The sequence below is a fragment of the Streptomyces sp. NBC_01460 genome (genome assembly GCF_036227405.1).
GTDB lineage: Bacteria > Actinomycetota > Actinomycetes > Streptomycetales > Streptomycetaceae > Streptomyces.
The window spans coordinates 6038823-6065073 of sequence record NZ_CP109473.1 but is presented as its reverse complement, the minus strand read 5'-3'; the positions used below and the strand labels follow the sequence as shown (position 1 = coordinate 6065073).

Sequence of the window (26251 nt, the reverse complement as noted above, 5' to 3'; positions counted from 1 at the left end):
AACGGCCGGCAGGTCAGCTGTGCAGACCGACGCCCAGGGCCTCCAGCACGGGGCCGCAACTCCGGCAGGGCGGCAGGTACGAGCCGTGCGCGACCTTGTTGCCGTCGTTGTCGAACTGCTCGCCGACAGCCACGGTGTAGATCTTGCTCCCGGCCAGGGCACGGCGGGCGTCGTCGGTGGTGGAGATGCTCTCCGTACGCCCGAGCTCGTGCAACCGGTCGGAGATCAAGGATACTTCCGCGCATCTGCCGTGCCCTCGGCCGAGGACCAGCTCCCCTCGGTCCGCCCGGGCCTGGACGTCGTCGTAGGCGGATTGCAGGGCGGAGTGGGTGTCCGGGTACTTCTGCCCGTGCCGTCCCTGCGAGCTGGTGTGTGAGGTGATGACGTCGTCGTGGACCAGGGCCCCGGAGCAGCCCTGCGGAATCCGGTCCTTGCCCTCCGGCTGTTGCCCCGAAGCCTTCTGGGCGTCATTGGCGAGCTCACCGGCTTCGTGCTCGAGAAGCCGCATCCGCTGCGAGGCGTCGAGTCCGCTCACGTCCAGGGCGTCACGCCGGTGGTGACGCATGCGGCCGGCGCTCCTGCCGTGCCAGGCCGGGGGCGGCTGGATGGGGCGCCCACCCCCGGAACCGGAGGCTCCCTGCTCGGGCGCCCGTGCCCCTGACCACCCGCGAGTTGAGGACCTCCTGGGAGTCCGGCCACCGCGCCTGGCCCGGCCGCGCCACCGTCCCGAACAGCCCTCCCCGTCACCCGCAGCCGTACGGGGGATGGCAGCAAGAGGACCGGCCTGAGCCCCCGCACAGCGGGCTCAGGCCGGTCCGTTCCGTGGTTCCTGGCTACAGGGCCAGGCCCGTGAGGACGAGGACCCGCTCGTAGGTGTAGTCGTCCATGGCGTAGCGCACGCCCTCGCGGCCCACTCCGGACTGCTTGGCGCCGCCGTACGGCATCTGGTCGGCGCGGTAGGAGGGAACGTCGCCGATGATCACGCCGCCCACCTCCAGGGCGCGGTGGGCGCGGAAGGCGGTCTGCAGGTCGTGGGTGAAGACGCCCGCCTGCAGTCCGTACTTGGAGGCGTTGACGGCGGCGAATGCCTCGGCCTCGCCGTCGGTCCGCTGGATGTGCAGGACCGGGCCGAAGACCTCCTCGTCCGCGAGGGTCGCGGTGTCCGGGACGCCGGTGAGGACCGTCGGGGCGTACGTGGCGCCGTCACGCCTGCCGCCGGTCAGCAGCGTGGCGCCGGCGGTGACGGCCTCGTCGACCCAGGACTCGACCCGGCGGGCGGCGTCCTCGCTGACCAGCGGGCCGACGTCGGTGGCCGCGTCGGAGGGGTCACCGGTCACCAGGGCCTCGACGGCCGCGACGATCTTCGGGACGAGCCGGTCGTACACGGCGGCGTCGGCGATCACGCGCTGCACGGAGATGCAGGACTGGCCGCCCTGGTAGTTGGAGAAGGTCGCGATGCGCGTCGCGGCCCAGTCCAGGTCCTTCTCGGAGGCGTAGTCGCCGAGCACGACGGCCGCGCCGTTGCCACCGAGCTCCAGGGTGCAGTGCTTGCGCGGCACCGACTCCATGATCGCGTAGCCGACCGGGCCGGATCCCGTGAAGGAGATCACCGGCAGCCGCTCGTCCTGGACCAGTGCGGGCATCTTGTCGTTGGGCACGGTCAGCACGGACCAGGATCCGGCCGGGAGGTCCGTCTCGGCCAGCAGCTCGCCCAGGATCAGGGACGAGATCGGGGTGGCGGGTGCCGGCTTGAGGATGATCGGCGCACCGACGGCGATGGCGGGGGCGACCTTGTGGGCGCTCAGGTTCAGCGGGAAGTTGAAGGGCGCGATGCCGAGGACCGGGCCGCGCGGGAAGCGCCGGGTCAGCCCGAGGCGGCCGGTGCCACCCGCGTCGGTGTCGAGCCGCTGGGCGTCGCCGCCGTTGAAGCGGCGGGCCTCCTCGGCGGCGAACCGGAAGACGGACACGGCACGGCCGACCTCACCGCGGGCCCACTTGACGGGCTTGCCGTTCTCGGCGGAGATCAGCTGGGCGATCTCCTCGGTCCGCTCGGTGAGGCGGCGTACGACGTGGTCCAGCGCGGCGACCCGTACGTGCGCCGGGGTCGCGGCGAACTCCTCGCGCACCGCGTACGCGGCGGCGACGGCCTCCTCGACCTGGGCGTCGGTCGGCACGGAGACCGTGCCGACGAGGCGGCCGTCGTACGGGTTGGTGACGTCGAAGCTGTCCTCGCCGGTGGCCTGGCGGCCGGCGAGCCAGAAGGCGTGGGTGGAAGTCATGGCGGTTCCGGCCCTTCAGGGGTGGTGAACACGATCGCCGGGCACCGTGCGGGCGCCCTCCGGCCACCGTAGGGCGAGCCGTCGCGGATGAGGTTTGTCCTGTGTGGAGTGGAGCGGGGGCCCGGTGCGCCGGTTTGTCGTAGCGGGCGGGTCGATACAGCTAGTGCGTACCCGACGAGGCGGCCGACGTCTTCAGGGCCAGCCACAGCTCCATGCGTACGTCCGGGTCGTCCAGGGAGCGGCCGAGGATCTCCTCCACCCGTCTCATCCGGTAGCGCAGGGTGTGGCGGTGGACGCCGAGGTCGGCGGCGGCCGCGTCCCACTGGCCGTGCCGGGAGAGCCACGCGCGCAGGGAGTCGACCAGATCGCCGCGGCCCTTCGCGTCGTGCTCCTGCAGCGGGCGCAGCATCCCGTCGGCGAAGGCCCGTACGGCGTCGTCGGCGAGGAGCGGCAGGACGGAGCCGGCCGCGAGCTCCTCGTGCTCGACCAGGGTCCTGCCCCGGCGGCGGGCGACCGAGAGGGCCTGTTCGGCCTGCTTGTACGCGGCGGCCACGGCGATCGGCCCGGAGGGGGCGGACATGCCGACGACCACCTCGGTGTCGTCGGGGCCGGGCTCGCGCGCCGGCCGGTCGTCCGCGGTCCGGGCATGGGCGGCGCAGGCCTCGACCGCCGTGCCGCCGTCCACGGCCAGCACCATGAGGCGGTCGCCCTCGGGGACCATCAGCAGGGTCTCGCCGGACCGGGAGGCGACGGCCTCCATCGTCTCGGCGAGCAGTTCCGTCCCCGCGGGGGCCGGGGCCTCGGCGATCAGGAGCCGGAAGGGGGCGTCGAGCAGCCCGCCGTAGAGGTCTCCGGCGACGGCCCGGGCGTGGTCGGACTCGCCCGCGAGCAGCATGCGCAGGACCGCGGCGCCTAGGCGCTGCTCCGCGCCCTGGAGGGCTCGGGAGCGGGCGGTGGTCAGCGTCAGCAGGGCGACGGCGGAGTGCACGGCGTAGCGCTCGGCCGTGCCGAGCGCCGCCCCCGTGCCCACGGCCAGCGCCCCGCGGTTGCGGCGGCCGGTTCCCAGCGACTGGAGTTCGACCCGGTCGTCGCCCTCGGTGTCGCCGACGACGGTGCTGGCCGGGGCCGGGCGCTCCCGCAGCCGCTCCACGTCGGGGGTGAGCCGGGCGGCGCGGCGTGCGGCCCAGTCGGGCGCGGCGGCGACGACGGCGCCCGAGGAGTCGTAGAGCGCGGCCCAGCCGTCGACGTGCGCGGCGAGGCGGGTGAGCAGCTCGGCGGGGCCGTCCCCGGCGACCGCGGCGCGGGTCAGTTCCCGCTGGGCCTCGAAGCCGGCCGTGACGGACCTGTACTGGTCGGCTGCGATCGCCGCGGACACGGCCTTGCTGATGGCGAGGAACGGCGTACGCCGGGGCACTTCCAGGAGCGGCAGCCCTGTCTCCTCGGCGGCGTCCACGAGGGCCGGCGGGATCTCGTCGTAGGTGACGCCCACGCCGAAGCCGATCCCGGCCACACCCGCGCCGGCCAGCCTCTGCACGTAGCGGAGCATCGTCGCCGGGTCCCGGGCGTCCAGGTTGGTCGCGGTGACGAGGAGCAGCTCGCCGCCGTCCATGTACGGGACCGGGTCGGCGAGCTCGCTGGCGTGCGCCCAGCGCACGGGGGTGGAGAGCCGGTCGGCGCCCGCCCGGACGGTGAGCTTGAGCGCCGAGTGCTGGACGAGCGAGGCGAGAGTGGGAGGCATGGGACCGCCGGACCTCTGGAGTCGATGACGCCGTCCGTGGGAACGGCTCGATGGGGCCGCCCCGCGCGGACGGCTCGAATGCGCCGTCCCGTACAGACGGCCGCACTCAAGTCTGCCAGGGCGGCAGGGTCCCCGTAACCTCGCCACTCAGCGCCCCAGCTCAGCGTCCCAGCTCGACAAGGAGCGGGGGCGCGTGCTCGCCGTCCACCGTCGTCAGCGACAGGACCGCGTGGCCGGCGGGCAGCTGGTAGGCCAGCTCCGACGCGGACCAGCGCTCCCGCTCGACCCGCCGTACGGTCACGGCGTCCCTGGTCACGGCCTTGCCGGTGACGAGCTTGCGCAGTCCGTGCAGGGCGCGGGTGAACGGCTGGTCGGCGAAGACGGCGTGCTGGGCGACCTCGCGGGTCTCCACCCACTCCTTGCCCCACACCTCGGCGAAGCGCTTGCCGTCCCAGGTGGTGACCCCGCTGAACGCCATGCAGCAGCCGACCGCCCCGAGCAGCGCGGTGTGCAGCCCCTCGGGGACGTCGTCGACGGTGCGCAGCGTCAGGACCGCTCCCGCGTTGACCGAACGGAGCCTCCGGACGCCCCGGACGGTCTCCGCGGTGACCGTGTGCGTGGCGTCGTCCAGGACCAGGCAGACGAAGAGCGACCGGTCGGCGCGGGCGGCTGCGATCGCCGTGAACTGGGCGAGGACGAGCCGGGCGAGCAGCCGTGACGCCTCGGCGTGCGCCCGTTCCGGGAGGTCGATCCTGACCCGGAGCGGCAGGTGCTCCAGGGAGCGCAGCGAGAAGGGCCGGGCCTGTTCCCCGGTGGTGAAGAACGTCGCGAAGGCGGGCCTGTCGAGCAGGGCGATCCGGTCGGCGAGCACCGGTCCGGGGTCTCCGGCGCCGCCCCTCTGCCGGGTGCGGGCCTCCAGCTCGCGCAGCATGGCCTGGTGGCCGCCGGCCGCGAGCGCCTCACGCAGCGCGTCGACGGCGGCGAGGTCCCCGTCCAGGAGCTCCCGGAGCGCCGGCACGCCGGGGAAGTGCCCGTGGACGGCCGCGTAGGGACCGAGCAGCTGGGCGAGGACGGTTGCGGCGCGGCGGCTGTCGAGGTGCGTCACGTCGCCGACGAGTCCCTCGGCGAGCACGCTCGCGGCCTCGTCGGGGTCGGTCGTGCCGCCGTACAGGTCGAAGTCGTGCGCGGAGGCCGGGTCGCCGATCCGTACGACGACGTCGAACGCCTCGTCCGGGCCGAGCTCGCCGCCGGCGCCACCGACGGCGAGGACCGCCGCCCGGCCGGCGAGCGCCTGCAGGGCGAGCGACTCCACGACCGGCCGTACCAGCCGGGCGGACTTGCCCGCCCCGGGCGGGCCCACCGCCAGCAGGGAGGTGCCCAGCAGCGCCGGCTCCAGGGCGATGCCCGAGCCCCGGCGGGCGTACGGGTTGTGCGGGTCCTCCGCGCAGCTGCCGAGCCGGACCTGGCCGGTGAGCAGGTCGTGCCGGGCGGTGCGGACCGGCAGGTCACGGGCGCCCGAGGGGTGGAGTGCGGCGGCGCCCCCGGCGCGCAGGACCGCCTTGTCGAGCGCGTCCAGGCGCTCCGGGTGCGCCCGGCCCACGGTCCAGGCGTGGCGCAGGCGCGCGACGTCGACGTCGTTCATCCGGCCTGTGCGCACCTCGGCGGTGAGGGCGTCGGCCGCGTCCGTGCGCCCCGCCGCGCGGAGCTCCGGCCACTGTTCGGGGGTGGGGGCCTCCGGGGGCGCTGCCGGGGCGGAGGACGCCGTGGCGGCGCTCTTCCCGGACCGGTCGGCGAGCAGTCGGCGCCAGCGGCCGAGCAGGGCGAAGGGCCAGAGCACCCCGAGGGCGATCAGGGTGTAGATCACGTTGACGACGGCCTGGCTCTGGTAGATCTCGCCGCCCGCGACCGAGGCGACGAGGATCAGGACCGGCCGGACGACCGGCACCCCGTCCTTCCAGACGAGGAGCTCGGCGAGGCCGCCCGCGGCGGCGGTGGCCAGGGCGAGGAAGGGCTGCCCCCGTCCGGCGACATGGCGCCGGAAGAGCTCCGGCCAGTTGCCCAGGCGCCCGCAGCCGTAGACGAGGAGCCCGAAGAGGGCGGCCTCGTAGACCGTGAGGGCGTCCGCGCCCTCGATCGTGCGCGGCCCGCCGAACGTACCGGCGTACCACCAGTCACCGGGGGTGAAGAGCTTCAGCGGGACGAGCCGGTAGGGGATGTAGCCGTTGCGCCACAGCGACCAGAGCAGCAGTCCGCTGAGTACGGAGATGAGCACGCCGACCAGCAGGGAGCGGTCGGAGACGCCCTCGGGCGTCTCGGGCGGGCGCGGGGTGTGCCCGAAGCGCCACACGCCGGGTTCCCGCACGGGGCGGGGAGTGCGGAGCCATGCCTCGACACCGTCGTCCCCGGCCTGCGGGCGCCGGGGGTGCGGGGCGTACGGGGCGTACGGGGGAGGCGGTGGCGCCGCGGGCGGTGGCCCGGCAGGGCGGGGCACCCGGTCCGCGCCCGTGCCCCGTGCGTCGTACGTGCCTTCGGTGTCCATGAACCGCTGCCCCCTGACCAGCCAGGTCCGCCTTCTGCACCGGCCAATCTAGTGCCCGTGCCCGGGGAGTTCAGCCATGCGGCCGTACGGCCCGGCGCGGATGTCGCCCGGCGGGCTCTCCGGGGTATCTGTCCGCGGCGGACAAGGACACGCCGCCACCACTCCCGATCGGAGCATGACCGCCGCCCGTGCCCGCCCCTAGCCTGCAGAAACAGAAGCGTCCGAAACACCCCCAGGAGCCCCGCATGTCCGACATCCCGCAGGAGCGCCGCGTCCTCACCGCCATCCCCGGCCCGAAGTCGGCCGAGCTGCAGGCCCGCCGTGTCGCGGCCGTGGCCGCGGGCGTGGGTTCCACCCTGCCGGTCTTCACCGCTCGGGCGGGCGGCGGCATCATCGAGGACGTGGACGGCAACCGCCTGATCGACTTCGGTTCCGGTATCGCCGTGACCTCCGTGGGCGCGTCCGCCGAAGCGGTCGTACGCCGCGCCTCGGCGCAGCTCGCCGACTTCACCCACACCTGTTTCATGGTCACGCCGTACGAGGGGTACGTCGAGGTCTGCGAGCAGCTCGCCGAGCTGACGCCGGGCGACCACGCGAAGAAGTCCGCGCTGTTCAACTCGGGTGCCGAGGCGGTCGAGAACGCGGTGAAGATCGCCCGTGCGTACACGAAGCGCACCGCGGTCGTCGTCTTCGACCACGGCTACCACGGCCGCACCAACCTCACCATGGGCATGACGGCGAAGAACATGCCGTACAAGCAGGGCTTCGGCCCGTTCGCCCCCGAGGTGTACCGCGTGCCGGTGGCGTACGGCTACCGCTGGCCGACCGGCCCGGAGAACGCGGGTGCCGAGGCGTCCGCGCAGGCCATCGACGAGATCACCAAGCAGATCGGCGCGGACAACGTCGCCGCGATCATCATCGAGCCGGTCCTCGGCGAGGGCGGTTTCATCGAGCCGGCCAAGGGCTTCCTCCCGGAGATCGCCCGGTTCGCGAAGGACAACGGCATCGTCTTCGTCGCGGACGAGATCCAGTCGGGCTTCTGCCGCACCGGCCAGTGGTTCGCCTGCGAGGACGAGGGCCTCGTGCCCGACCTGATCACCACGGCCAAGGGCATCGCCGGCGGCCTCCCGCTCTCCGCGGTGACCGGCCGCGCCGAGATCATGGACGCCGCCCACGCGGGCGGCCTCGGCGGGACCTACGGCGGCAACCCGGTGGCCTGCGCGGGCGCGCTCGGCGCCATCGAGACGATGCGCGAGCTGGACCTGAACGGCAAGGCCAGGCGGATCGAGGAGGTCATGAAGGGCCGCCTCGCCGAGATGCGGTCGAAGCTCCCCAACGGCGACATCATCGGCGACATCCGCGGCCGCGGCGCCATGATCGCGATCGAGCTGGTGAAGCCTGGCTCCAAGGAGCCGGACGCGGCCGCCGCCGGTGCCCTGGCCAAGGCCTGCCACGCCGAGGGCGTGCTGGTGCTGACCTGCGGCACCTACGGCAACGTCCTGCGCTTCCTGCCGCCGCTCGTCATCGGTGAGGACCTCCTGAACGAGGGCCTGGACGTCATCGAGCAGGCGTTCGCGCGCCTCTGATCCGTGCGAGTCCCCGACGCCGTCCGACCGCTCCGGGGAGCGGTCGGACGGCGTCGGCGTGAGGGCGTGTGAAGAAGGTGTGCGGGGGCGATGGCGGGTTACGGTTGTCACTTCCGGCGCCTCCTCCCCCTGACGTACGGTCTTCCCAGATGAGAGAAACACCCCGCCCGCAGGGGACTGCGGGTGATGCCGGACCGGGGCTCCCCCCGCGCCGATCCGGCCGTGCCGTCGCGCACACCGCTGGAGCTTCGGGCTCCGGGACTCCTCACCGATCGGATGGCCGCTCGCCCCACACCCCCCGGGGCGCGCGGCAAACCGATCCGACCGGCCACCTCGGAACAATCCCCCCTGTTCCCCGGTGGCCGGTTCTTCTCGTTGCGGCCGCCCTGGCGGCGCTCTTCGCCGTGATCACCTGGCAGGTGCTCGCCGACGGCCCCCTGCTCGGTCCGGACGAGCGCCTCGGCCTTGAGCTGGCCGGCCGGGGCCCCGCGCCGCTCGCCGACCTCTTCGCCGATCTCGGCAACATGCAGGTCGCCGTTCCCGTGCTGGCGTGCGCGGTCGTCGTCGCGTGGCTCCGCCGCGCCAGGCGCGCCGCGCTCTGTGCCGTCCTGGCCATGGCCGCCGTCCCGGCCCTCGTCGTCCCGCTCAAGCTGTGGACGGACCGTCAGGGCCCGTTGACGGAGGCGACCGGCTACTACCCCTCGGGCCACACGACCACGGCGATGGTCGCGTACGGGGCCGCGGCCCTGCTGCTGGCCCCGTACCTGCGGCGGACGTGGATGACGCCCGTCGCCGCCGTCCTGCTGACGGCGGCGACGAGCGTCGGTCTGGTGCTGCGCGGCTACCACTGGCCGTTGGACGTGGTGGCCGCCTGGTGCCTGAGCGGGATCCTGCTGATCGCCCTGCGGGCGGGGAGCAGGAGCGGTCAGCCGCCGAAGTAGGCGTCGAAGTTCTTGGAGAACTCCCAGTTGTTGAAGCGGTCCCAGTTGATCGACCAGGTCATCAGCCCGCGCAGCCCGCTCCAGGTGCCGTGCGTCTGGTAGGTACCGCAGTCGGTCTTCTTCGTCAGGCAGTTCAGCGCCTTGGTGACCTCGGCCGGGGAGGTGTGGCCGTTGCCCGCCTGGGTGGACGCCGGGAGGCCGAAGGCGACCTGCTCGGGGCGCAGCGCCGGGAAGACCCGGCTCTGGTCGCCGGCGACGGGGAAGCCGGTGAGCAGCATGTCCGTCATGGCGATGTGGAAGTCGGCGCCGCCCATGGAGTGGTACTGGTTGTCGAGGCCCATGATGGAGCCGGAGTTGTAGTCCTGGACGTGCAGCAGGGTCAGGTCGTCGCGCAGGGCGTGGATGACGGGCAGGTAGGCCCCGGCGCGCGGGTCCTGGCCGCCCCAGGGGCCGGAGCCGTAGTACTGGTAGCCGAGCTGCACGAAGAAGGTCTCGGGCGCCATGGTGAGGACGAAGTCGTCACCGTACTTGGCCTTGAGCGTCTTCACCGCGGAGATCAGGTTCACGATGACCGGTGTGGTCGGGCTGCGGAAGTCGGTGTCGCCCGTGGCGAGCGAGAGCGAGTGGCCCTCGAAGTCGATGTCCAGGCCGTCGAGGCCGTAGGTGTCGATGATCTTGCTGACGGAGGTGACGAAGGTGTCCCGCGCGGCGGTCGAGGCGAGCTGCACCTGTCCGTTCTGGCCGCCGATCGAGATCAGCACCTTCTTGCCCGCGGCCTGCTTGGCCTTGACGGCCGCCTTGAACTCCGCCTCGGTCTCCACGCCCGGGCACTCGGCGACGGGGCAGAGCGAGAACCGGATGTCTCCGGAGGTCACGGAGGTGGGCTCGCCGAAGGCGAGGTTGATGACGTCCCACGAGGCGGGCACGTCGGCCATCCGCGTGTAGCCGGAGCCGTTGGCGAAGCTGGAGTGGAGGTAGCCGACGAGCGCGTGGGCCGGGAGGCCCGCGTCGCCCCCTCCCCCGCCGCCCGCGGCCGTCGTGGCGCTCACGGCTCCGGACTTCGCGGACTCGCCCGCGGCGTTGACCGCCGTGACCTGGAAGCTGTACGCGGTCGACGCGGCCAGACCGGTCGCGGTCGCCGAGGTGCCGGTGGCGTCCAGGATCTTCGTACCGTTGCGGTACACGCGGTAACCGGTGGCACCGGCCGACGCCGTCCAGGACAGCGGGACGGAGGAGGCGGTGGCGGTGCCGGCCCGCAGTCCGGCGGGGGCGGCCGGCACGGCGACCGGGCCGGCGCCGGGGCCGACGAGGGTGAGGTCGTCGGCGTAGTAGGCGGGGGTGCCGTACCAGCCGTGGGTGTAGACGGTCACCGAGGTGGTCGAGGGGCCGGTCCTGAACGTGGTGGTCAGCTGCTTGTACGCACCGGCGGACTGGGTCCAGGTGGAGACGTCGGTGGTCCCGGTGCCGGTGGCCCCCAGGTAGACGTAACTTCCCTGCACCCAGGCGCTGAGCGTGTAGGCGGAGTCCGGCTTCACCGTGACCGTCTGGGAGCACCGGGCGTTGTCGCTCCCCGCGGGGGTCGCCTTCAGCGCCGAACTCCCGCCGTGCACGGGCGTGCTGACGGCCGCGCCGCTGCCACCGGAGCAGCTCCAGCCGTCCAGCCCCGCCTCGAAGCCGCCGTTGCGCGCCAGATCGGCGTCGGCCGCCCCGGCGGCCGGGGCCGTGGCGAGGAGGGCGCCGGTGGCGAGGACCACCGCGGAGAACGCGGCGAGAAGTCCGGAAGGTCTCAGGGGTGGTCCGCTACGTTCCACAACAGCCTCCGTGCAAGGGGGGATTGAGTTGTCCGCGCACAACATGGTCCAGACCAATCAGGTTGTCAAGACCTCTGGCGGTGGTTCAGCCCCCGCCTCCCCTCGCGCCACGCGCCGCCGCGGCCTCGTGCAGAGCCAGTTCCAGGAGGGTCGCGTCGGTGAGCGTGCCCGAGCCGTCCGGGAGGATCAGCCATCGCACCCCGCCCACGGTGCTGCCCGGCCGGGGGACGACGATCCAGGTCCCCCCGCCGACCCCGCGGATGCCCGTCCCGACCCAGCGGGCCGCCGTCCCCGGGGGCACGAAGAAGCCCATCCTGGAGTCGCCGAAGCCGGCGAGGACGGGACCGGGCCGGTCGACGAGGCGCGTGAGCACGTCGAGCGTCGGATGGCCGAGCTCCCCCGGGACGATCAGCACGTCCCAGCGCTTCCCGGCCGGAAGGAGCGCGATCCCGTGCGGGTCGCGCTCCCACATCCTCCGGCAGGCACCCGGATCCGGTGCCACCGATGCGAGCCATGCGACCGCGGCTTTCGCCCCCGTGCCGGTCATGGGCCACCTTCCCTTCCCGTGGGCACCGGCGGCTGATGCCGGTGCGTTCACGGGAGAGAGGGCGCGCGGAGCGGATCATGACGCGGGTTCGGGCATCCGTCTCCGGTGACCTGCGTCACCAGGGCTCAGCTGTCGAAACCCAGCCCCAGCCGGTCCATGGTCCGCAGCCACAGGTTGCGCCGTCCGCCGTTGCTGTCGGCGTGGGCGAGCGACCGCTTGGTGATCTCGATCCCGGCCCAGGCGAACGGCTCGGGCGGGAACGGCATCGGCTTGGAGCGGACCATCTCCAGCCGGGTCCGCTCGGTCTCCTCCCCGGCCAGCAGGTCGAGCATGACCTCCGCGCCGAACCGGGTGGAGCCGACGCCGAGACCCGTGTACCCGGCGGCGTACGCGACACGTCCCCGGTGGGCCGTGCCGAAGAACGCGGTGAATCGGGAACAGGTGTCGATCGCACCTCCCCAGGCGTGCGAGAAACGCACTCCGGAAAGCTGCGGGAAACACGCGAAGAACTGCCCGGCGAGTTTCAGGAACGTCTCCGGCCTCTGGTCCAGATCGGCGCTGAGACGGCCCCCGTAGGGATAGACCGCGTCGTATCCGCCCCACAGGATCCGGTTGTCCGCGGACATCCGGAAATAGTGGAACTGATTCGCGCTGTCACCGAGCCCCTGGCGCCCCTTCCAGCCGATGGACGCGCATTGCTCCGGGGTGAGCGGCTCGGTCATCAGGGCGTAGTCGTAGACCGGCACGGTGTAGGACCGGACTCGCTTGACCAGCGAGGGGAAGACGTTGGTACCGAGCGCGACCCGGCCGGCGAAGACCCGGCCGTACGGGGTGCGGACCGCCATGCCGGAGCCGGAGCGCACGAGGTCGAGGCCCCTGGTGTGCTCGTAGATCCGTACGCCGAGGTCCAGACAGACCCGCTTGAGGCCCCAGGCGAGTTTGGCCGGGTGCAGCATCGCCACGCCGCGCCGGTCCCAGAGACCGCCGAGGAAGGTGGGCGAGTCGACCTCGGCGCGCACGGCGTCCCGGTCCAGGAAATCCACCCCGGTGATGCCGCGCCTGTGGAGCTCCTCGTGCCATTCCCGCAGCTCGTCGAGGTGATGGGGCTCGGTGGCGACATCGATCTCACCGGTGCGCTCGAACTCGCAGTCGATGCCGTAGCGGGCGACGGTCTCCTCGATGGCGTCGAGGTTCCTCGCACCGAGTTTCTCCAGCGTGCCGATCTCCTCCGGCCAGCGCTCCAGCCCGTTGGCCAGGCCGTGGGTGAGGGACGCCGCGCAGAAACCGCCGTTGCGGCCCGAGGCCGCCCATCCGACCTCGTCGCCCTCGATCAGGACGACGTCGCGGCCGGGGTCGCGCTCCTTGGCCAGCAGCGCCGTCCACAGTCCGCTGTAGCCGCCGCCGACGACGAGGAGGTCGCAGTGCTCGTCCCCGGTCAGCGCAGGGAGGGCCCGCGGCCTCGCGGGGTCGTCGAGCCAGTACGACACGGGACGCGCGTCGGAAAGGGATTGTGCTGCGGTACGCATGGCATCCGGGGCCATGGTTTCCAACTCCTTCGGGTTCTATTTTCCCGCATTACTCTTACGCCGGTTGGCCATGAGCTGACCGGCGAGAACCACCGCCACGGCGATGACGAACATGGCCGTGCCGATGACGTTGATCTGCACGGGTGTTCCACGCTGGGCCGATCCCCAGACGAACATGGGGAAGGTGACCGTGGAGCCCGCGTTGAAATTGGTGATGATGAAGTCGTCGAAGGAGAGCGCGAAGGCGAGAAGCGCTCCCGCGGCGATTCCGGGGGCGGCGATGGGGAGGGTCACCCGGACGAACGTCTGGACCGGGCCCGCGTAGAGGTCGCGGGCGGCCTCCTCCAGCCGCGGGTCCATCGACATCACCCGTGCCTTGACCGCCGTCACCACGAAGCTCAGACAGAACATGATGTGGGCGATCAGGATCGTCCAGAACCCCAGCTGGGCGCCCATGTTGAGGAAGAGCGTGAGCAGCGAGGCGGCCATGACGACCTCGGGCATGGCCATCGGCAGGAAGATCAGCGAGTTGATCGTGCCGCGCGCCCGGAACCGGTAGCGGACCAGCGCGAAGGCGATCATGGTGCCGAGCGCGGTGGCCCCCAAGGTCGCCCAGAACGCGATCTGGAGCGAGAGGGAGAGCGAACCGCACAGGTCGGCGACCCCGCAGGGGTCCTTCCACGCGTCCAGGGAGAACTGCCGCCAGGCGTAGTTGAAGCGCCCCTTCGGCTTGTTGAAGGAGAACACCATCACGACGGCGTTCGGCAGGATCATGTACGCGAGGGTCAGCAGTCCCGCGAGCACGACCAGATTCCGGCGTATCCATCGGAGTACGGGCATCAGACCAGGTCCTCCGTGCCTGAGCGGCGGATGTAGACGGTGACCATCAGCAGGACGACCGCCATGAGGATGAACGAGAGGGCGGCGGCCGTCGGATAGTCCAGGACCCGCAGGAACTGGCTCTGGATGACGCTGCCGACCATCTTGGTGTCGGTGGAGCCGAGGAGTTCCGCGTTGACGTAGTCGCCGCTGGCCGGGATGAAGGTCAGCAGGGTGCCCGAGACGACGCCCGGCATGGAGAGCGGGAACGTCACCTTGCGGAAGGTGGTGGCGGGGGTGGCGTAGAGGTCGCCCGCCGCCTCGTGCAGCCGGCCGTCGATCCGCTCCAGGGAGGTGTAGAGCGGAAGGATCATGAACGGCAGGAAGTTGTACGTGAGACCGCAGACGACGGCCATCGGGGTGGCCAGGACACGGTTGTTCTCGGTCCAGCCGAGCCAGCTGGTGACATCCAGGACGTGGAGGGTGCCGAGCACGTCCACGACCGCGCCGCCGTCGGCGAGGATGGTCTTCCAGGCGAGCGTGCGGATGAGGAAGCTGGTGAAGAACGGCGCGATGACCAGCACGAGCACCAGGTTGCGCCAGCGGCCGGCCTTGAAGGCGATCAGATAGGCCAGCGGGTACCCGAGCAGCAGGCAGAGGACCGTGGCGGTGCCCGCGTACAGCAGGGACCGGATGAACTGCGGGTAGTAGTCGCGCAGGGCGTCCGCGTACGTCTGGACGTGCCAGGTGACCTCGAAGCCCTTCTCCAGCGAGCCGGTCTGCACCGAGGTCGAGGCCTGGTAGACGAGCGGCAGGGCGAAGAAGACGACCAGCCACAGGATGCCGGGGAGCAGCAGCCAGTAGGGCACGAGCCGTTTGCGGGTGGAGGGCTTGCGGAGCTTCGGCTCCCCGGGTCCGGTGGGCGGCGCGGGCGGCGCCTCGGTGAGGCTCACGCCGCGTCCTCCACGCTCGCCGCGCCCGCGTCGATGTCCTGGTCCGCGTCGAGACCGAAGGTGTGGGCGGGGTCCCAGTGCAGGACGACCTCGGAGCCGGGGAGGAGTCCCTCACGCCTGTCGACGTTCTGCTCGTACACCTGGAGGGCCGTTCCGGCCGGGCTCTCCACGACGTACTGGGTGGAGACGCCGATGAAGCTGGAGTCCACGACGCGGCCGGAGACACGGTTGCGGCCGGCCGCTATCGCGTGCGCGTCGTCCGCGCGGACCAGGGCTATCTTCTCGGGCCGGATCCCCAGCAGGAGGCGCCCGCCGGTGGTGGTCGGAGCCTGACAGCGCTCGCTCGGCAGGGAGAGTTTCCCGCCGCCCGCCGCGACGACGACCTCGCTGCCGGTGGAGACGATCTCGCCCCCGATCAGGTTGGAGGTGCCGAGGAAGTTGGCGACGAACGTGCTGCGCGGGTTCTCGTAGAGGTCGGCGGGCGCGCCGAGCTGCTCGACCCGGCCGCCGTTCATCACCGCGACGGTGTCGGCCATGGTCATGGCCTCCTCCTGGTCGTGCGTGACGTGGACGAACGTGATGCCGACCTCGGTCTGGATGCGCTTGAGCTCCAGCTGCATCTGGCGGCGCAGCTTGAGGTCGAGGGCGCCCAGGGGCTCGTCGAGGAGAAGGACCTGGGGGTGGTTGATGAGCGCGCGTGCCACGGCGACGCGCTGCTGCTGGCCGCCGGAGAGCTGGTGGGGCTTGCGGTGGGCGAAGTCGCCGAGCTGGACGAGCTCCAGCATCTCGTCGACCTGCTTCTTCACGGACTTGATGCCGCGCCGGCGGAGGCCGAAGGCGATGTTCTCGCTGACGTCGAGGTGCGGGAAGAGCGCGTAGCTCTGGAAGACGGTGTTGACGGGCCTCTTGTACGGGGGGAGGCCGGTGATGTCGCGGCCGCCCAGCGAGACCGTGCCGGTGGTCGCCTCCTCCAGACCCGCGATCATGCGCAGGGTGGTGGTCTTTCCGCATCCGGACGCGCCGAGCAGCGCGAAGAAGGAGCCCTGCGGGACGGTCAGGTCGAGGGGGTGCACTGCGGTGAAGGAGCCGTAGGTCTTGCTGATCCCGGTGAGTCGGACGTCGCCGCCCGCTGTCTGCTGCTGTGTCATGGGTCGCGGTCCCGGTGGTGTCGGAGGGAGAACGGACGGGGAGGCGGGCAGGTCAGGCGCCGATGAGCTTGGCGAACTTCTCTTCGTACGCCGTCTCTTCCTCGGCGCTGAGGGAGCGGAAGGCCCGTGACTTCGCGGCCATCGCCTTGTCCGGGAGGATCAGCGTGTTGGACGCCATGGACGCGTCGATCTTCGCGAGCTCCGCGGCGACCCCGTCCACGGGACAGACGTAGTTGATGTAGGCCGCGAGCTGCGCGGCGACCGGGGGCTCGTAGTAGTAGTCCATGAGCTTCTCGGCGTTGGTCTTGTGCCGTGCCTCGGCCGGGACCAGCATGTTGTCGCTCGAGGTGATGTAGCCGGCGGCCGGGATCGCGAACTTGATGTCCGGGTTGTCGGCCTGGAGCTGGATGATGTCGCCGGCCCAGGCCACGCAGGCCGCGATGTCGCCCTTGCTGAGGTCGGCGGTGTAGTCGTTGCCGGTGAACCGGCGTATCTGTTTCCTGTCGACGCCCTTCTGGAGACGGCCGATGGCGGCGTCGTAGTCGGCGTCGGTGAACGAGCCGGGGTCCTTGCCCATGTCCAGGAGCGTCATGCCGACCGAGTCGCGCATCTCGGAGAGGAAGGAGACCTTGCCCTTGAGCTTCGGGTCGTCCAGCAGCTGGGTGATGGAGTCGACCTTGCGGCCACCGGTGGCCTTCGCGTTGTAGGCGATGACGGTCGGGATGCCGGTCCAGGGGTAGGAGTAGGCGCGCCCCGGGTCCCAGTCGGGGGTGCGGAACTGGGGCGACAGGTTCGCGAAGGCGTGCGGGAGGTTCGCGTGGTCGAGCTTCTGCGCCCAGCCGAGCCGGATGATGCGGGCGGCGAGCCAGTCCGTCACGATGATGAGGTCGCGGCCGGTGTCCTGGCCCGCGGCGAGCTGCGGCTTGATCTTTCCGAAGAACTCGACGTTGTCGTTGATGTCCTCGGTGTACTTGACCTTGATCCCGGTGCGTTTCGTGAACGCGTCGAGCGTCGGACGGCTCTTCTCGTCCTCGCTGACGTCCATGTACTCGGTCCAGTTGGAGAAGTTGATCCGCTTCTCCGCCGCGGAGTGGTCGTCGGAGGCCGCCGCGGTGTCCCCTTCCCGCTTGGCGGGCGGGATGCCGCAGGCGCTCAGGGTGCCGAGGCCGCCGAGCGCGAGGGCGCCCATGCCCGATGCCCTCAGAAGCGAACGGCGGGTGAGGGCACCCCGACCGTCGGTGAGGCTGCGCCTCATCGCGGCAAGCTGGGGCGCGGAGAGGCGCTCGGGCTCGTACTGCTCCATACGCGTTGCCCTTCCGGGTGGGTGGGGCCGCCGGCCGGCGGCCGCTGCTATCGGTCCCCGAAGACGGTGCGGTGCCAGTCCTTCCGGGCGACCGCGGTGTTGTCGTACATGACGTGCTTGACCTGCGTGTACTCCTCGAAGGAGTACGACGACATGTCCTTGCCGAAGCCACTGGCCTTGTATCCGCCGTGCGGCATCTCGCTGATGATCGGGATGTGGTCGTTGATCCACACGCAGCCCGCCGCGATCTCGCGGGTGGCGCGGTTGGCCCGGTAGAGGTCGCGGCTCCAGGCGGAGGCGGCGAGGCCGTACGGGGTGTCGTTGGCGAGGGCGATTCCCTCGTCGTCGGTGTCGAAGGGCAGCACCACGAGGACCGGGCCGAAGATCTCCGAGCGGACGACCTCGCTGTCCTGGGCGGCGCCCGCGATGAGGGTGGGCCGGTAGTAGGCGCCCGCGGCGAGTTCGCCACCGGGGGCCTCGCCGCCGGTGACGACGGTGGCGTAGGCACGGGCGCGCTCGACGAAACCGGCGACACGGTCACGCTGCTGGTGGCTGATCAGCGGGCCGAGATCGGTCGACGGGTCGAAGGGGTCACCGAGCCGGACGCTCTCCATCAGTGCTGCCACGCCCTCCACGAACGCGTCGTACAGCGGGCGCTGGACGTAGGCGCGGGTGGCGGCCGTGCAGTCCTGGCCGGTGTTGATGAGGGAGGCGGCGACCGCGCCGTTCACCGCCGCGTCGAGATCGGCGTCGTCGAAGACGAGGAACGGCGCCTTGCCGCCGAGTTCCAGGTGAAGACGCTTGACGGTGGAGGTGGCGATCTCGGCGACCCGCTTGCCGACCGCGGTGGAGCCGGTGAAGGAGGTCATCACGACGTCGGGGTGGCCCACGAGGTGCTCGCCCGCGTCCCGGCCGGCACCGGAGACGATGTTGACCACGCCGTCCGGGATGCCTGCCTCCGTGGCGGCCTGCGCGAACATCAGCGAGGTCAGCGGGGTGATCTCGGCGGGCTTGAGCACGATCGTGTTGCCCGCCGCGACGGCCGGGAGGATCTTCCAGGCCGCCATCTGGAGCGGGTAGTTCCACGGTGCGATCGATCCGACGACCCCGATGGCCTCCCGCCGCACGTAGGAGGTGTGGTCGCCGCTGTACTCGGCGGCCGCCTGCCCCTCCAGGTGGCGGGCGGCGCCGGCGAAGAAGGCGGCGTTGTCGACGGTGCCGGGGACGTCGAACTCGGTGGAGAGCTTGAGGGGCTTGCCGCACTGCAGGGACTCGGCGTACGCGAAGTCGTCCGCCTGCTCCGCGAGTACGGCGGCGAAGCGGTGCAGCGCCTCGGAGCGTTCGGCGGGAGTGAGACCCGACCAGCCCGGGAACGCGGCGCGGGCAGCGGCCACGGCCGCGTCGACGTCGTCGGTACCGGCCAGTTCGTAGCGGAGCACCGTCGTGCCCGTCGCGGGGTCCACCACCTCCTGGTGGTGTCCCGACGTGCCGCGGCACAGCCGTCCGCCGATGTACTGCGCCCCCTCGGCGAAGCGGTCCTGCACCTGGAATCCGTTGCCCATGACGCTCTCCTCCGCCGTCCCCCTGACCAGGGGCGGCGTAGCTTCTTCCCGAATTGAGTGCCGATCCTGACAGAGGAGACCTCCACCAACAAGTGATTCCGTTGTTTCCTTTTGATTACGCGACGGAATCTGTCGACGTTGTGTCGCGTGAACACGGAAAACCCCATACCCGCTGTCAGTGGCGGATGCCAGACTCGGCTGCCATGGGACAGGAACACATGGACGGACTGCTGGCGCGCACGGCACGCGGTGAGCGCGTGAAGTACCTGCCGTTCTGGGGACACAGGCCCCGTCCGGACGGGGGGCTCGGGGCGAGCTGTCTCAGCCAGTGGTGGCCGGCGCCGTTCACGGTCGACTCGGTGACGTACGCGTCGGCCGAGCACTGGATGATGGCCGGCAAGGCGCGGCTCTTCGGGGACACCGAGGCGGAGGCGCTGGCCGTGGCCGCGAGCAGTCCCGCGGCGGCGAAGAAGGTGGGCCGGCTGGTCAAGGGCTTCGACGACGGCATTTGGACCCGGGAGCGGTTCGCCCTGGTCGTCGAGGGCAGCGTCCACAAGTTCGGTCAGGATCCCGCGCTGCGGGCGTACCTGCTGGGCACGGGCGAGCGCGTTCTCGTCGAGGCCAGTCCGATGGACCGGATCTGGGGCATCGGGCTCGCCAAGGACGATCCGCGGGCCGCGGACCCGGCCTCCTGGCGCGGGCTGAATCTGCTGGGTTTCGCGCTCATGGAGGCGCGTGCGCGGCTGCGCGCGGGCTGACACGGCACGCGGCCGGGCCGGGAGGAGCTCCCGGCCCGGCCGCGTGCGGACGCCGGCCGCGGGTCAGTGGGAGGAACCGACGACCAGCGAGGTGGCGTAGGGGTCGTCGTAGTCGTAGTCGCTGCCCGACTCGTCGTTGGCGACGGTCCAGATCAGGAATCCGAGGAAGATCGCGCTGATCACGATCGAGACCGATCCCAGGATGATGCCCGCGAGCGCCATGCCCGCGTTGGTCGCCTCGCCCCGCTTGGCGCGGCCGCGGCCGATGATGCCGAAGATCAGGGCGAGGATGCCCAGGATGATGCCGAATCCCCACATGCAGAAGCCGACCACGGCGATGATCCCCAGGACCATCGCCGCGATCCCCAGCCCGTTCGCCGGCGCAGGGCCCCAGGGCTGCTGACCTCCGTAGCCGGGGTATCCCGGGTATCCGTAGGACGCCGGGGGTGCGGGCTGGGCGGCCGGGTAGCCGTACGCCGCGGAGGGTGCGGAGGGAGCGGACGGATAGCCGTACTGGCCGGGCTGTCCCGGTCCGTTCGGACCGACCGGCGGCGCGGGCACCGGCGGCTGCTGCGGGCCGAAGGCTCCGGCGGGTATGGGACCGGTGCTCCCGTCGGCACTCGGCATCGACGTCATGGTCGGCTGGTCGTGCACGGCGGGCGGAACGGCGTCCGCGGGCTGCTTGCCCAGCTCGACCCTGCTGTCCGGCGGAGCCCATGGATCGCGCGGCGCGCCCTCGCCGCCGGGCTGCTGTGTGTTGTCTGACATGGGCCTCCCCCATCGTGGTCCCGCCATGCTACGGCCCGGCATCCCACCGCAGGCCCCCGCCTACGATGATCGGTGCAGCCGGTACACCCGGCCGAATTCAGAGAACCGGGAGTATCCGATGAGCGATCTGCACCCCTTCATCGCGGGGCTGCCCAAGGCCGAGCTCCACGTCCACCACGTCGGGTCGGCCTCACCCCGCATCGTGGCCGAACTCGCGGCCCACCACCCCGACTCCAAGGTCCCCACGGACCCTGAGGCGATCGCGGACTTCTTCACCTTCACCGACTTCGGGCACTTCATCGACGTCTACCTGTCGGTCGTGGACCTGGTCCGCACCCCGGAGGACGTCCGGCTGCTGACCTTCGAGATCGCCAGGGACATGGCGCGGCAGAACATCCGGTACGCGGAGCTGACCGTCACGCCGTTCAGCTCGACCCGCCGGGGTATCCCGGAGCAGGGCTTCATGGAGGCGATCGAGGACGCCCGCAAGGCGGCCGAGGCCGAGCTCGGCGTCGTCCTGCGCTGGTGCTTCGACATCCCGGGCGAGGCCGGTCTCGAAGCCGCCGAGGAGACGACCCGGCTCGCCGTCGACCTGCGCCCCGAAGGGCTGGTCTCCTTCGGCCTGGGCGGTCCCGAGGTCGGGGTGGAGCGCCCGCAGTTCAAGCCCTACTTCGACCGCGCGATCGCCGAGGGCCTGCACTCCGTCCCGCACGCCGGGGAGACCACGGGCCCGCGGACGGTGTGGGACGCGCTCACCGCGCTGCGGGCGGAGCGCATCGGGCACGGCACCAGCTCCGTCCAGGACCCGGAGCTGCTGGCCCATCTGGCCGAGCACCGCATCGCCCTGGAGGTCTGCCCGACGTCGAACATCGCCACCCGGGCGGTCACGGACCTCGACCGGCACCCGATCAGGGAGATGGTCGAGGCGGGCGTCCTCGTCACCGTCAACAGCGACGACCCGCCCATGTTCGGTACCGATCTCAACAACGAGTACGGGGTGGCGGCCCGTCTGCTCGGCCTGGACGAACGCGGCCTGGCCGATCTGGCGAAGAACGCGGTGGAGGCCTCCTTCCTCGACCCGGCGGGCAAGCGGGCGCTGGCCACCGAGATCGACACGTACACGACGAACTGGCTGAGGGCTCCGGGCCGGTGACCCCTCCGGTCACAATGGCCCCATGACCACCACCGTCACCGCCGTGGCCCACCGCGGCGATCCTTACCGTGCCCGCGAGAACACGCTCCCCTCGGTCCGCTCCGCCGTGGACCGGGGGGCGGACGCGGTCGAGATCGACGTCCGCGTCACCCGGGACCGGGTGCCCGTGCTGCTCCACGACTCCACGCTGAAGCGCCTGTGGGGCCACGACGTCCGTCTCGACCGGCTGGACCACCGGGAGCTGACGGAGAGGACCGGCGGCGGGGTGCCCACCCTGCGCGAGGCGCTCTCCGCCGCCGGCGACCGCCGGATCATGCTCGATCTGCCCGGTGCGACCGACGCGTCCGTACGGGAGATCGTCGGCGCCGTGCGGGAGTGCGGGGCGCGGGAGCGCGTCTACTACTGCGCGGACACGCACGCGATGCTGAAGGTGCGCGCGGCCGATCCGTCCGCGGAGATCGCTCTGACCTGGACGACGCTCGCGCCGCCCCGCGCCGTCCTGCTCGACGCGGTACGGCCCCGCTGGCTGAACTACCGTTTCGGGCTGCTGAGCCGCGAGCTGGCCGACCGTGTCCACGCCGACGGGCTGCTGGTCTCCGTGTGGACGGTCGACACCCGGCGCACGATGCGGCGGCTGCTGGCGTACGGCGTCGATTCGATGACCACCAACCGGATCGACGCGCTTCGGGCGCAGCTGGCCAACTCGGCCCCGCGCGACGCCTCTTGATCGGTCCGGCATCATGGACCGTCCGCCCCGTCCCTGATCCCAGGAGCCGACGTGACCGAGCCCGGTCCCCGTACCGCACCCTCCCGTGTCCGTGCCGACATCGCCCACAACGCCCGGGTGTGGAACCACTGGCTGGGCGGCACCGACAACTACCCGGTGGACCGCGTGGTGGGCGACCGGGTCACCGGGATGTATCCGAGCATCGGCGAAGTGGCCCGTGCCGACAGGGCGTTCCTGGGCCGGGCGGTGCGCCATCTGGCCGGTGACGCGGGGATCGGCCAGTTCCTGGACATCGGCACCGGGCTGCCGACCGCGGAGAACACCCATGAGGTCGCCCAGCACACCGCTCCGGACGCGCGGGTCGTCTACGTCGACAACGACCCGATCGTCCTGGCCCACGCGCGTTCCCTGCTCACCAGTTCGCCGGAGGGCGCCACCGAGTACATCGAGGCGGACGCACGGGACCCGGAACGGATCCTGCGCGCGGCCGGACGGACCCTGGACCTCCGGCGCCCGGTCGCGGTCATGATGCTGGGCATCCTCAACTTCGTCCTGGACACGGACGAGGCGCGGGCCGTCGTGACGACGCTGATGGGCGCCCTGCCGCCGGGCAGCCACCTGGTGCTCACCCATCCCACGCTGGAGCTGGGCGGCGAGGGCAACGAGGCAGCGATGCGCTTCTGGAACGAGAACGCCACCCCGCCGATCACCGCCCGCAGCCGGTCCGAGTTCTCCTCGCTCCTCGACGGCCTGGAGATCCTCGAGCCGGGCATCGTGTCCTGCTCCCGCTGGCGGTCGGGTCCCGCGCCCCGGACCCCGGAGGTGGCCCAGTTCGGCGCGGTGGGCCGGAAGCCCTGATGCGAAGACCCCCGGTGGGGAGCACCCGGTCGCGGGGGCCGCGGCCCCGGTGGCTGCCGCGCGACGCGTGGACGGTCGACATCGGCGTCACCCTGCTGGTGCAGGCCGCGGTGACCATGCCGTTCGTGGTGCCCCGCTCCCCCGGGCTGCCGCCGGCCACCTGGGCGGCGTACGGGCTGACGACGCTGACCGTGCTGCCGCTGGTGGCCCGCCGGCGCGCACCGGTCGCCGTGCTGCTGGCCGTGCTGGCGGCGGGCGCCCTGTACAGGTTCGGTGTGGACGGCCCGGGGCAGCCCCTGCCGTACACCGGGCTGGTCGCCTTCTACACGGTGGCCGAGCTGTCGTCGCCACGGCCTCGGCTGGCGGTCGCCGCACTGGTGCTGGCGGCGGTGTTCCCCTCGGTGGCGTGGAACACGGGGGAGGCCAGGGAGCTGCTGTTCTCACTGTTCGTGTTCGCGGCCGCGTACGCCTTCGGCCGGTTCACCCACACCCGCAAGGCCTACATCCGGGCGATGGAGGACCGCGCGCGACAGCTGGAGGTGACCCACCGGATCGAGGCCGAGCAGGCGGCGGCCCGGGAGCGGGCCCGGATCGCGCGGGAGATGCACGACATCCTCTCCCACGCGGTGAGCCTGATGATCGTGCAGGCCGAGGCGGGTCCGGTGGCCGTACGCTCGGCTCCCGAACGGGCGGAGGCCGCGTTCGACGCCATCTCGGAGACCGGCAGGGACGCCATGGTGCAGTTGTGCCGGATGCTCGGGGTGCTGCGGGACGACGGCCACGGGGGCCCACCGCCGCCGCGTGCTCCGCAGCCCGCACTGGCCGAGCTGCCCGAACTGCTGGACCGGGTGCGGTCCGGAGGGCCCGAGGTCACCTGCACGGTGACGGGGACGCCCGGCCCACTGCCGGCGGACACCGGGGCCACGGTCTACCGCATCGTGCAGGAGGCGTTGACGAACGTCGTCAAGCACGCCCGCGCGAGGCGTGTGACGGTCGAACTGGACCACTCCCCGACGGAGCTGACCGTGACCGTCACGGACGACGGCCGGGGGCCGGGCTCCACCACCGGCCTGGGGCTGATCGGCATCAGGGAACGGGCCGCCGCGCACGCCGGGACCGCCAGGGCCGGAGCGGGGCCGGGCGGCCGGGGCTTCCAGGTGCTCGTCGTCCTGCCCGTCGCGCCCTCACCCGAGTTGTAACCTCCCCCGAGGAGGTGGGCAGTTGACGATCCGTGTGGTGGTGGCGGACGACCAGGAGCTGGTGCGCAGCGGCTTCGCGATGATCCTGGACGCTCAGCCGGACATCGAGGTGCTCGCCGAGGCGGGGGACGGCGCCCAGGCTCTCGACGCGGTGCGCAGGCTGCGCCCCGACGTGGCACTGCTGGACATCAGGATGCCCGTCATGGACGGCATCGAGGCGTGCCGGGCGATCACCGGCGGGAGCGACTGCCGCACGGTCATGCTGACGACGTTCGACGCCGACGAGTACGTGTACGAGGCACTGCACGCGGGCGCCAGCGGCTTCCTGCTGAAGGACGTCCGACGGGACGACCTGGTGCACGCGGTGCGGGTGGTGGCGGCCGGGGAGTCGCTGGTCGCGCCGTCGGTGGCCCGCAGGCTCATCGCCGAGTACACCTCACGGCCGTCTCCCGGCCGCTCCCCCGTGGGGCCGGCCCGGCTGGACGCACTCACCGCCCGGGAGCGGGAGACTCTTCTTCACCTGGCGCGGGGACTCTCCAACGCGGAGATCGCGGCGGCGCTCGTGCTCAGCGAGCACACGGTGAAGACCCATGTGGGCAACGTGCTGTCCAAGCTGGGTCTGCGGGACCGCGTACAGGCCGTGATCTGCGCCTACGAGACGGGGCTCGTCTCTCCCTCGTCCGAGGGAGGATCCGCCGGCACCTCCCCCGCACGGGTGAGGAGATCTCCCCCGCACGACCCCTCGCTCGGGTGATCCAGGCGCGTCTCCGGACCAACAGGATGGAGCTGTCGAGCAGTTACCGATTTCCTCCCTGGAGACGCCTGATGAACACACGCACCCGCACGCTCCTCGCCGCGGCCGTCGTCCTCGGTGTCGCCGCGGGGCCCGCCGCTCCGGCCGCCCTCGCGCACGCGGCCCCCGCCCCGGCACACGCCGCCGAGGCACGCACGCGGACCGTCCCGGCGGCGGACGCCGGAGCCCTGCGCGCGGCGATCTCCGGACTGCCCGCGGAGGGCGACGCCACCGCCGCACTCGTGCGGGTGAGCGGGACCGACGGCACGTGGCGCGGCAGCTCCGGCGTCCACGACCTGGTCTCCGGCCGCCCCGCCGATCCGGCGGCGCGCTTCCGGGCCGGCTCGGTGACCAAGGTCTTCACCGCGGCGACGGTCCTGCAACTGGCCGGCGAGCGGAAGCTGGACCTCGACCGCACGGCCAGGCACTACCTCCCGGACCTGATCCCGGTCTCCTACGGCCGGGTCACCGTCCGGCAGCTGCTCAATCACACCAGCGGGATACCGGCCGCGCGGATGCCCGGCACCACCCTGGAGGAGGCGTACGCCCACCGCTTTGACCTGCACACGCCCCGCGGGATGGTCGCCTCGGCCATGGCACAGGCTCCGGAGTTCACGCCCGGTCTGAGCCAGCACTACCTCAACATCAACTACACGGTGCTGGGACTGCTCGTGGAGAGAGTGACCGGCGACTCCTACGCACACCAGGTGGGCGAGCGCGTCCTGCGCCCGCTGGGTCTGCGCTCCACATCGTTCCCCGGCACCGACCCGCGGCTCCGGGGGCCGCACAACCACGGCTACCAGACCTTCGACACCCCGGGTGGTGGTACGGAGCTGCGGGATGTGACGGTGTGGGGCGTGACCGATGCCTGGGCGGCCGGGGACATCGTCTCGACCACGGCGGACCTGGAGCGCTTCACCCGTGCGCTGTTCGCCGGGAGGGTCGTCCGCGGTCCGCTGCTGGAGGAGATGTTCACGCTGCCCGACCCCTCGGTGCGCACCTACCGGACGGGCGGGCCCGCCCAGTACAGCGCCGGGCTGAGCGCACTGACCCTGGGCGGGCGTGAGGTGTGGGGGAAGACGGGCGGCCGCTGGGGCTACAACACGGTGGTGGCGGCCACCCGAGATCTGTCCAGGACCTTGGTGTACAGCGTCAACTCCACCGACGCGAAGGGCCAGGACATGAACGCCACGGCGATGGACATCGTGGTGGCCGCCTTCGGGGCGCCGCCGGCGAAGTGATG

The 26251-nt window shown here is 71.9% G+C and carries 22 protein-coding genes; 9 read left to right on the top strand and 13 right to left on the bottom strand.

The features are described 5' to 3' along the window. Nucleotides 1-13 precede the first annotated feature (13 nt). From OG488_RS27540 to OG488_RS27525, 4 genes are all read right to left on the bottom strand, one after another. The gene (locus OG488_RS27540; protein WP_329233414.1) at nt 14-565 is read right to left on the bottom strand and encodes a YwqJ-related putative deaminase; all 552 of its coding nucleotides are present in this window, start codon (nt 563-565) and stop codon (nt 14-16) included. Nucleotides 566-833: 268 nt separating this feature from the next. Further along, a complete protein-coding gene (locus OG488_RS27535; protein ID WP_329233412.1) occupies nt 834-2279 on the bottom strand; it encodes an aldehyde dehydrogenase family protein in 1446 nt (481 codons plus the stop codon). 160 nt (nt 2280-2439) lie between these two features. Continuing rightward, complete coding sequence (locus OG488_RS27530; protein ID WP_329233410.1) at nt 2440-4017, bottom strand: PucR family transcriptional regulator; 1578 nt, start codon at nt 4015-4017, stop codon at nt 2440-2442. Nucleotides 4018-4177: 160 nt separating this feature from the next. Next, nucleotides 4178-6556, bottom strand: a complete 2379-nt coding sequence (locus OG488_RS27525) for an ATP/GTP-binding protein (RefSeq protein WP_329233408.1) — start codon at nt 6554-6556, stop codon at nt 4178-4180. Between the two features lie 245 nt (nt 6557-6801). On the opposite strand from OG488_RS27525, the gene gabT reads away from it, so the two are divergent. After that, nucleotides 6802-8142, top strand: a complete 1341-nt coding sequence (gene gabT / locus OG488_RS27520) for a 4-aminobutyrate--2-oxoglutarate transaminase (RefSeq protein WP_329233407.1) — start codon at nt 6802-6804, stop codon at nt 8140-8142. A gap of 404 nt (nt 8143-8546) precedes the next feature. Further along, the gene (locus tag OG488_RS27515; protein WP_329233406.1) at nt 8547-9083 is read left to right on the top strand and encodes a phosphatase PAP2 family protein; all 537 of its coding nucleotides are present in this window, start codon (nt 8547-8549) and stop codon (nt 9081-9083) included. Here the strand turns inward: OG488_RS27515 and OG488_RS27510 are convergent. The 8 genes from OG488_RS27510 to OG488_RS27475 form a co-directional block, all read right to left on the bottom strand. Beyond that, nucleotides 9068-10894, bottom strand: a complete 1827-nt coding sequence (locus tag OG488_RS27510) for a chitinase (protein WP_329233404.1) — start codon at nt 10892-10894, stop codon at nt 9068-9070. The two genes, OG488_RS27515 and OG488_RS27510, sit on opposite strands and share 16 nt — an antisense overlap. Nucleotides 10895-10979: 85 nt before the next feature. After that, nucleotides 10980-11441 (bottom strand): hypothetical protein, encoded by a 462-nt coding sequence (locus OG488_RS27505; protein WP_329233402.1) that lies wholly within the window; start codon nt 11439-11441, stop codon nt 10980-10982. 125 nt (nt 11442-11566) lie between these two features. Then, complete coding sequence (locus tag OG488_RS27500) at nt 11567-12982, bottom strand: NAD(P)/FAD-dependent oxidoreductase (RefSeq protein WP_329233401.1); 1416 nt, start codon at nt 12980-12982, stop codon at nt 11567-11569. A gap of 21 nt (nt 12983-13003) precedes the next feature. Beyond that, nucleotides 13004-13807: an ABC transporter permease gene (locus OG488_RS27495; protein WP_329233399.1), complete on the bottom strand. Its 804-nt coding sequence runs from the start codon at nt 13805-13807 to the stop codon at nt 13004-13006. Continuing rightward, the gene (locus OG488_RS27490; RefSeq protein WP_329233397.1) at nt 13807-14739 is read right to left on the bottom strand and encodes an ABC transporter permease; all 933 of its coding nucleotides are present in this window, start codon (nt 14737-14739) and stop codon (nt 13807-13809) included. The genes OG488_RS27495 and OG488_RS27490 overlap by 1 nt, the downstream gene beginning before the upstream one ends. Next, a complete protein-coding gene (locus OG488_RS27485; RefSeq protein ID WP_329233394.1) occupies nt 14736-15887 on the bottom strand; it encodes an ABC transporter ATP-binding protein in 1152 nt (383 codons plus the stop codon). The genes OG488_RS27490 and OG488_RS27485 overlap by 4 nt, the downstream gene beginning before the upstream one ends. Nucleotides 15888-15939: 52 nt before the next feature. Next, nucleotides 15940-17190: a polyamine ABC transporter substrate-binding protein gene (locus OG488_RS27480; RefSeq protein WP_329233392.1), complete on the bottom strand. Its 1251-nt coding sequence runs from the start codon at nt 17188-17190 to the stop codon at nt 15940-15942. A 47-nt stretch (nt 17191-17237) separates the two neighbouring features. Continuing rightward, nucleotides 17238-18752, bottom strand: a complete 1515-nt coding sequence (locus OG488_RS27475) for a gamma-aminobutyraldehyde dehydrogenase (RefSeq protein ID WP_329233390.1) — start codon at nt 18750-18752, stop codon at nt 17238-17240. Nucleotides 18753-18970: 218 nt separating this feature from the next. Between OG488_RS27475 and OG488_RS27470 the strand changes: the two genes are divergently transcribed. Then, nucleotides 18971-19510 (top strand): NADAR family protein, encoded by a 540-nt coding sequence (locus tag OG488_RS27470; protein WP_329239064.1) that lies wholly within the window; start codon nt 18971-18973, stop codon nt 19508-19510. Between the two features lie 63 nt (nt 19511-19573). On the opposite strand, the gene OG488_RS27465 is transcribed toward OG488_RS27470, so the two are convergent. Further along, nucleotides 19574-20278 carry a DUF4190 domain-containing protein gene (locus tag OG488_RS27465; RefSeq protein WP_329233388.1) on the bottom strand — a complete coding sequence of 235 codons (705 nt, stop codon included), beginning with the start codon at nt 20276-20278 and terminating at the stop codon, nt 19574-19576. A gap of 118 nt (nt 20279-20396) precedes the next feature. Here OG488_RS27465 and OG488_RS27460 point away from each other — a divergent pair, with 118 nt between their 5' ends. The 6 genes from OG488_RS27460 (at nt 20397) to OG488_RS27435 (ending at nt 26249) form a co-directional block, all read left to right on the top strand. Continuing rightward, nucleotides 20397-21431, top strand: coding sequence for an adenosine deaminase (locus OG488_RS27460; protein WP_329233386.1), 1035 nt, complete (start codon nt 20397-20399; stop codon nt 21429-21431). Between the two features lie 22 nt (nt 21432-21453). Then, the gene (locus tag OG488_RS27455; protein ID WP_329233384.1) at nt 21454-22158 is read left to right on the top strand and encodes a glycerophosphodiester phosphodiesterase; all 705 of its coding nucleotides are present in this window, start codon (nt 21454-21456) and stop codon (nt 22156-22158) included. A gap of 51 nt (nt 22159-22209) precedes the next feature. Continuing rightward, on the top strand, nt 22210-23016 hold the full coding sequence (locus OG488_RS27450; RefSeq protein WP_329233383.1) for an SAM-dependent methyltransferase: 807 nt from the start codon (nt 22210-22212) through the stop codon (nt 23014-23016). After that, on the top strand, nt 23016-24215 hold the full coding sequence (locus OG488_RS27445; RefSeq protein ID WP_443074247.1) for a sensor histidine kinase: 1200 nt from the start codon (nt 23016-23018) through the stop codon (nt 24213-24215). Before OG488_RS27450 ends, OG488_RS27445 begins: the two co-directional genes overlap by 1 nt. A gap of 22 nt (nt 24216-24237) precedes the next feature. Continuing rightward, entirely contained in the window at nt 24238-24969 is a 732-nt protein-coding gene (locus OG488_RS27440; protein WP_329233382.1) for a response regulator transcription factor, read from the top strand. Nucleotides 24970-25040: 71 nt separating this feature from the next. Further along, a complete protein-coding gene (locus OG488_RS27435) occupies nt 25041-26249 on the top strand; it encodes a serine hydrolase domain-containing protein (RefSeq protein ID WP_329233380.1) in 1209 nt (402 codons plus the stop codon). Nucleotides 26250-26251 lie beyond the last annotated feature (2 nt).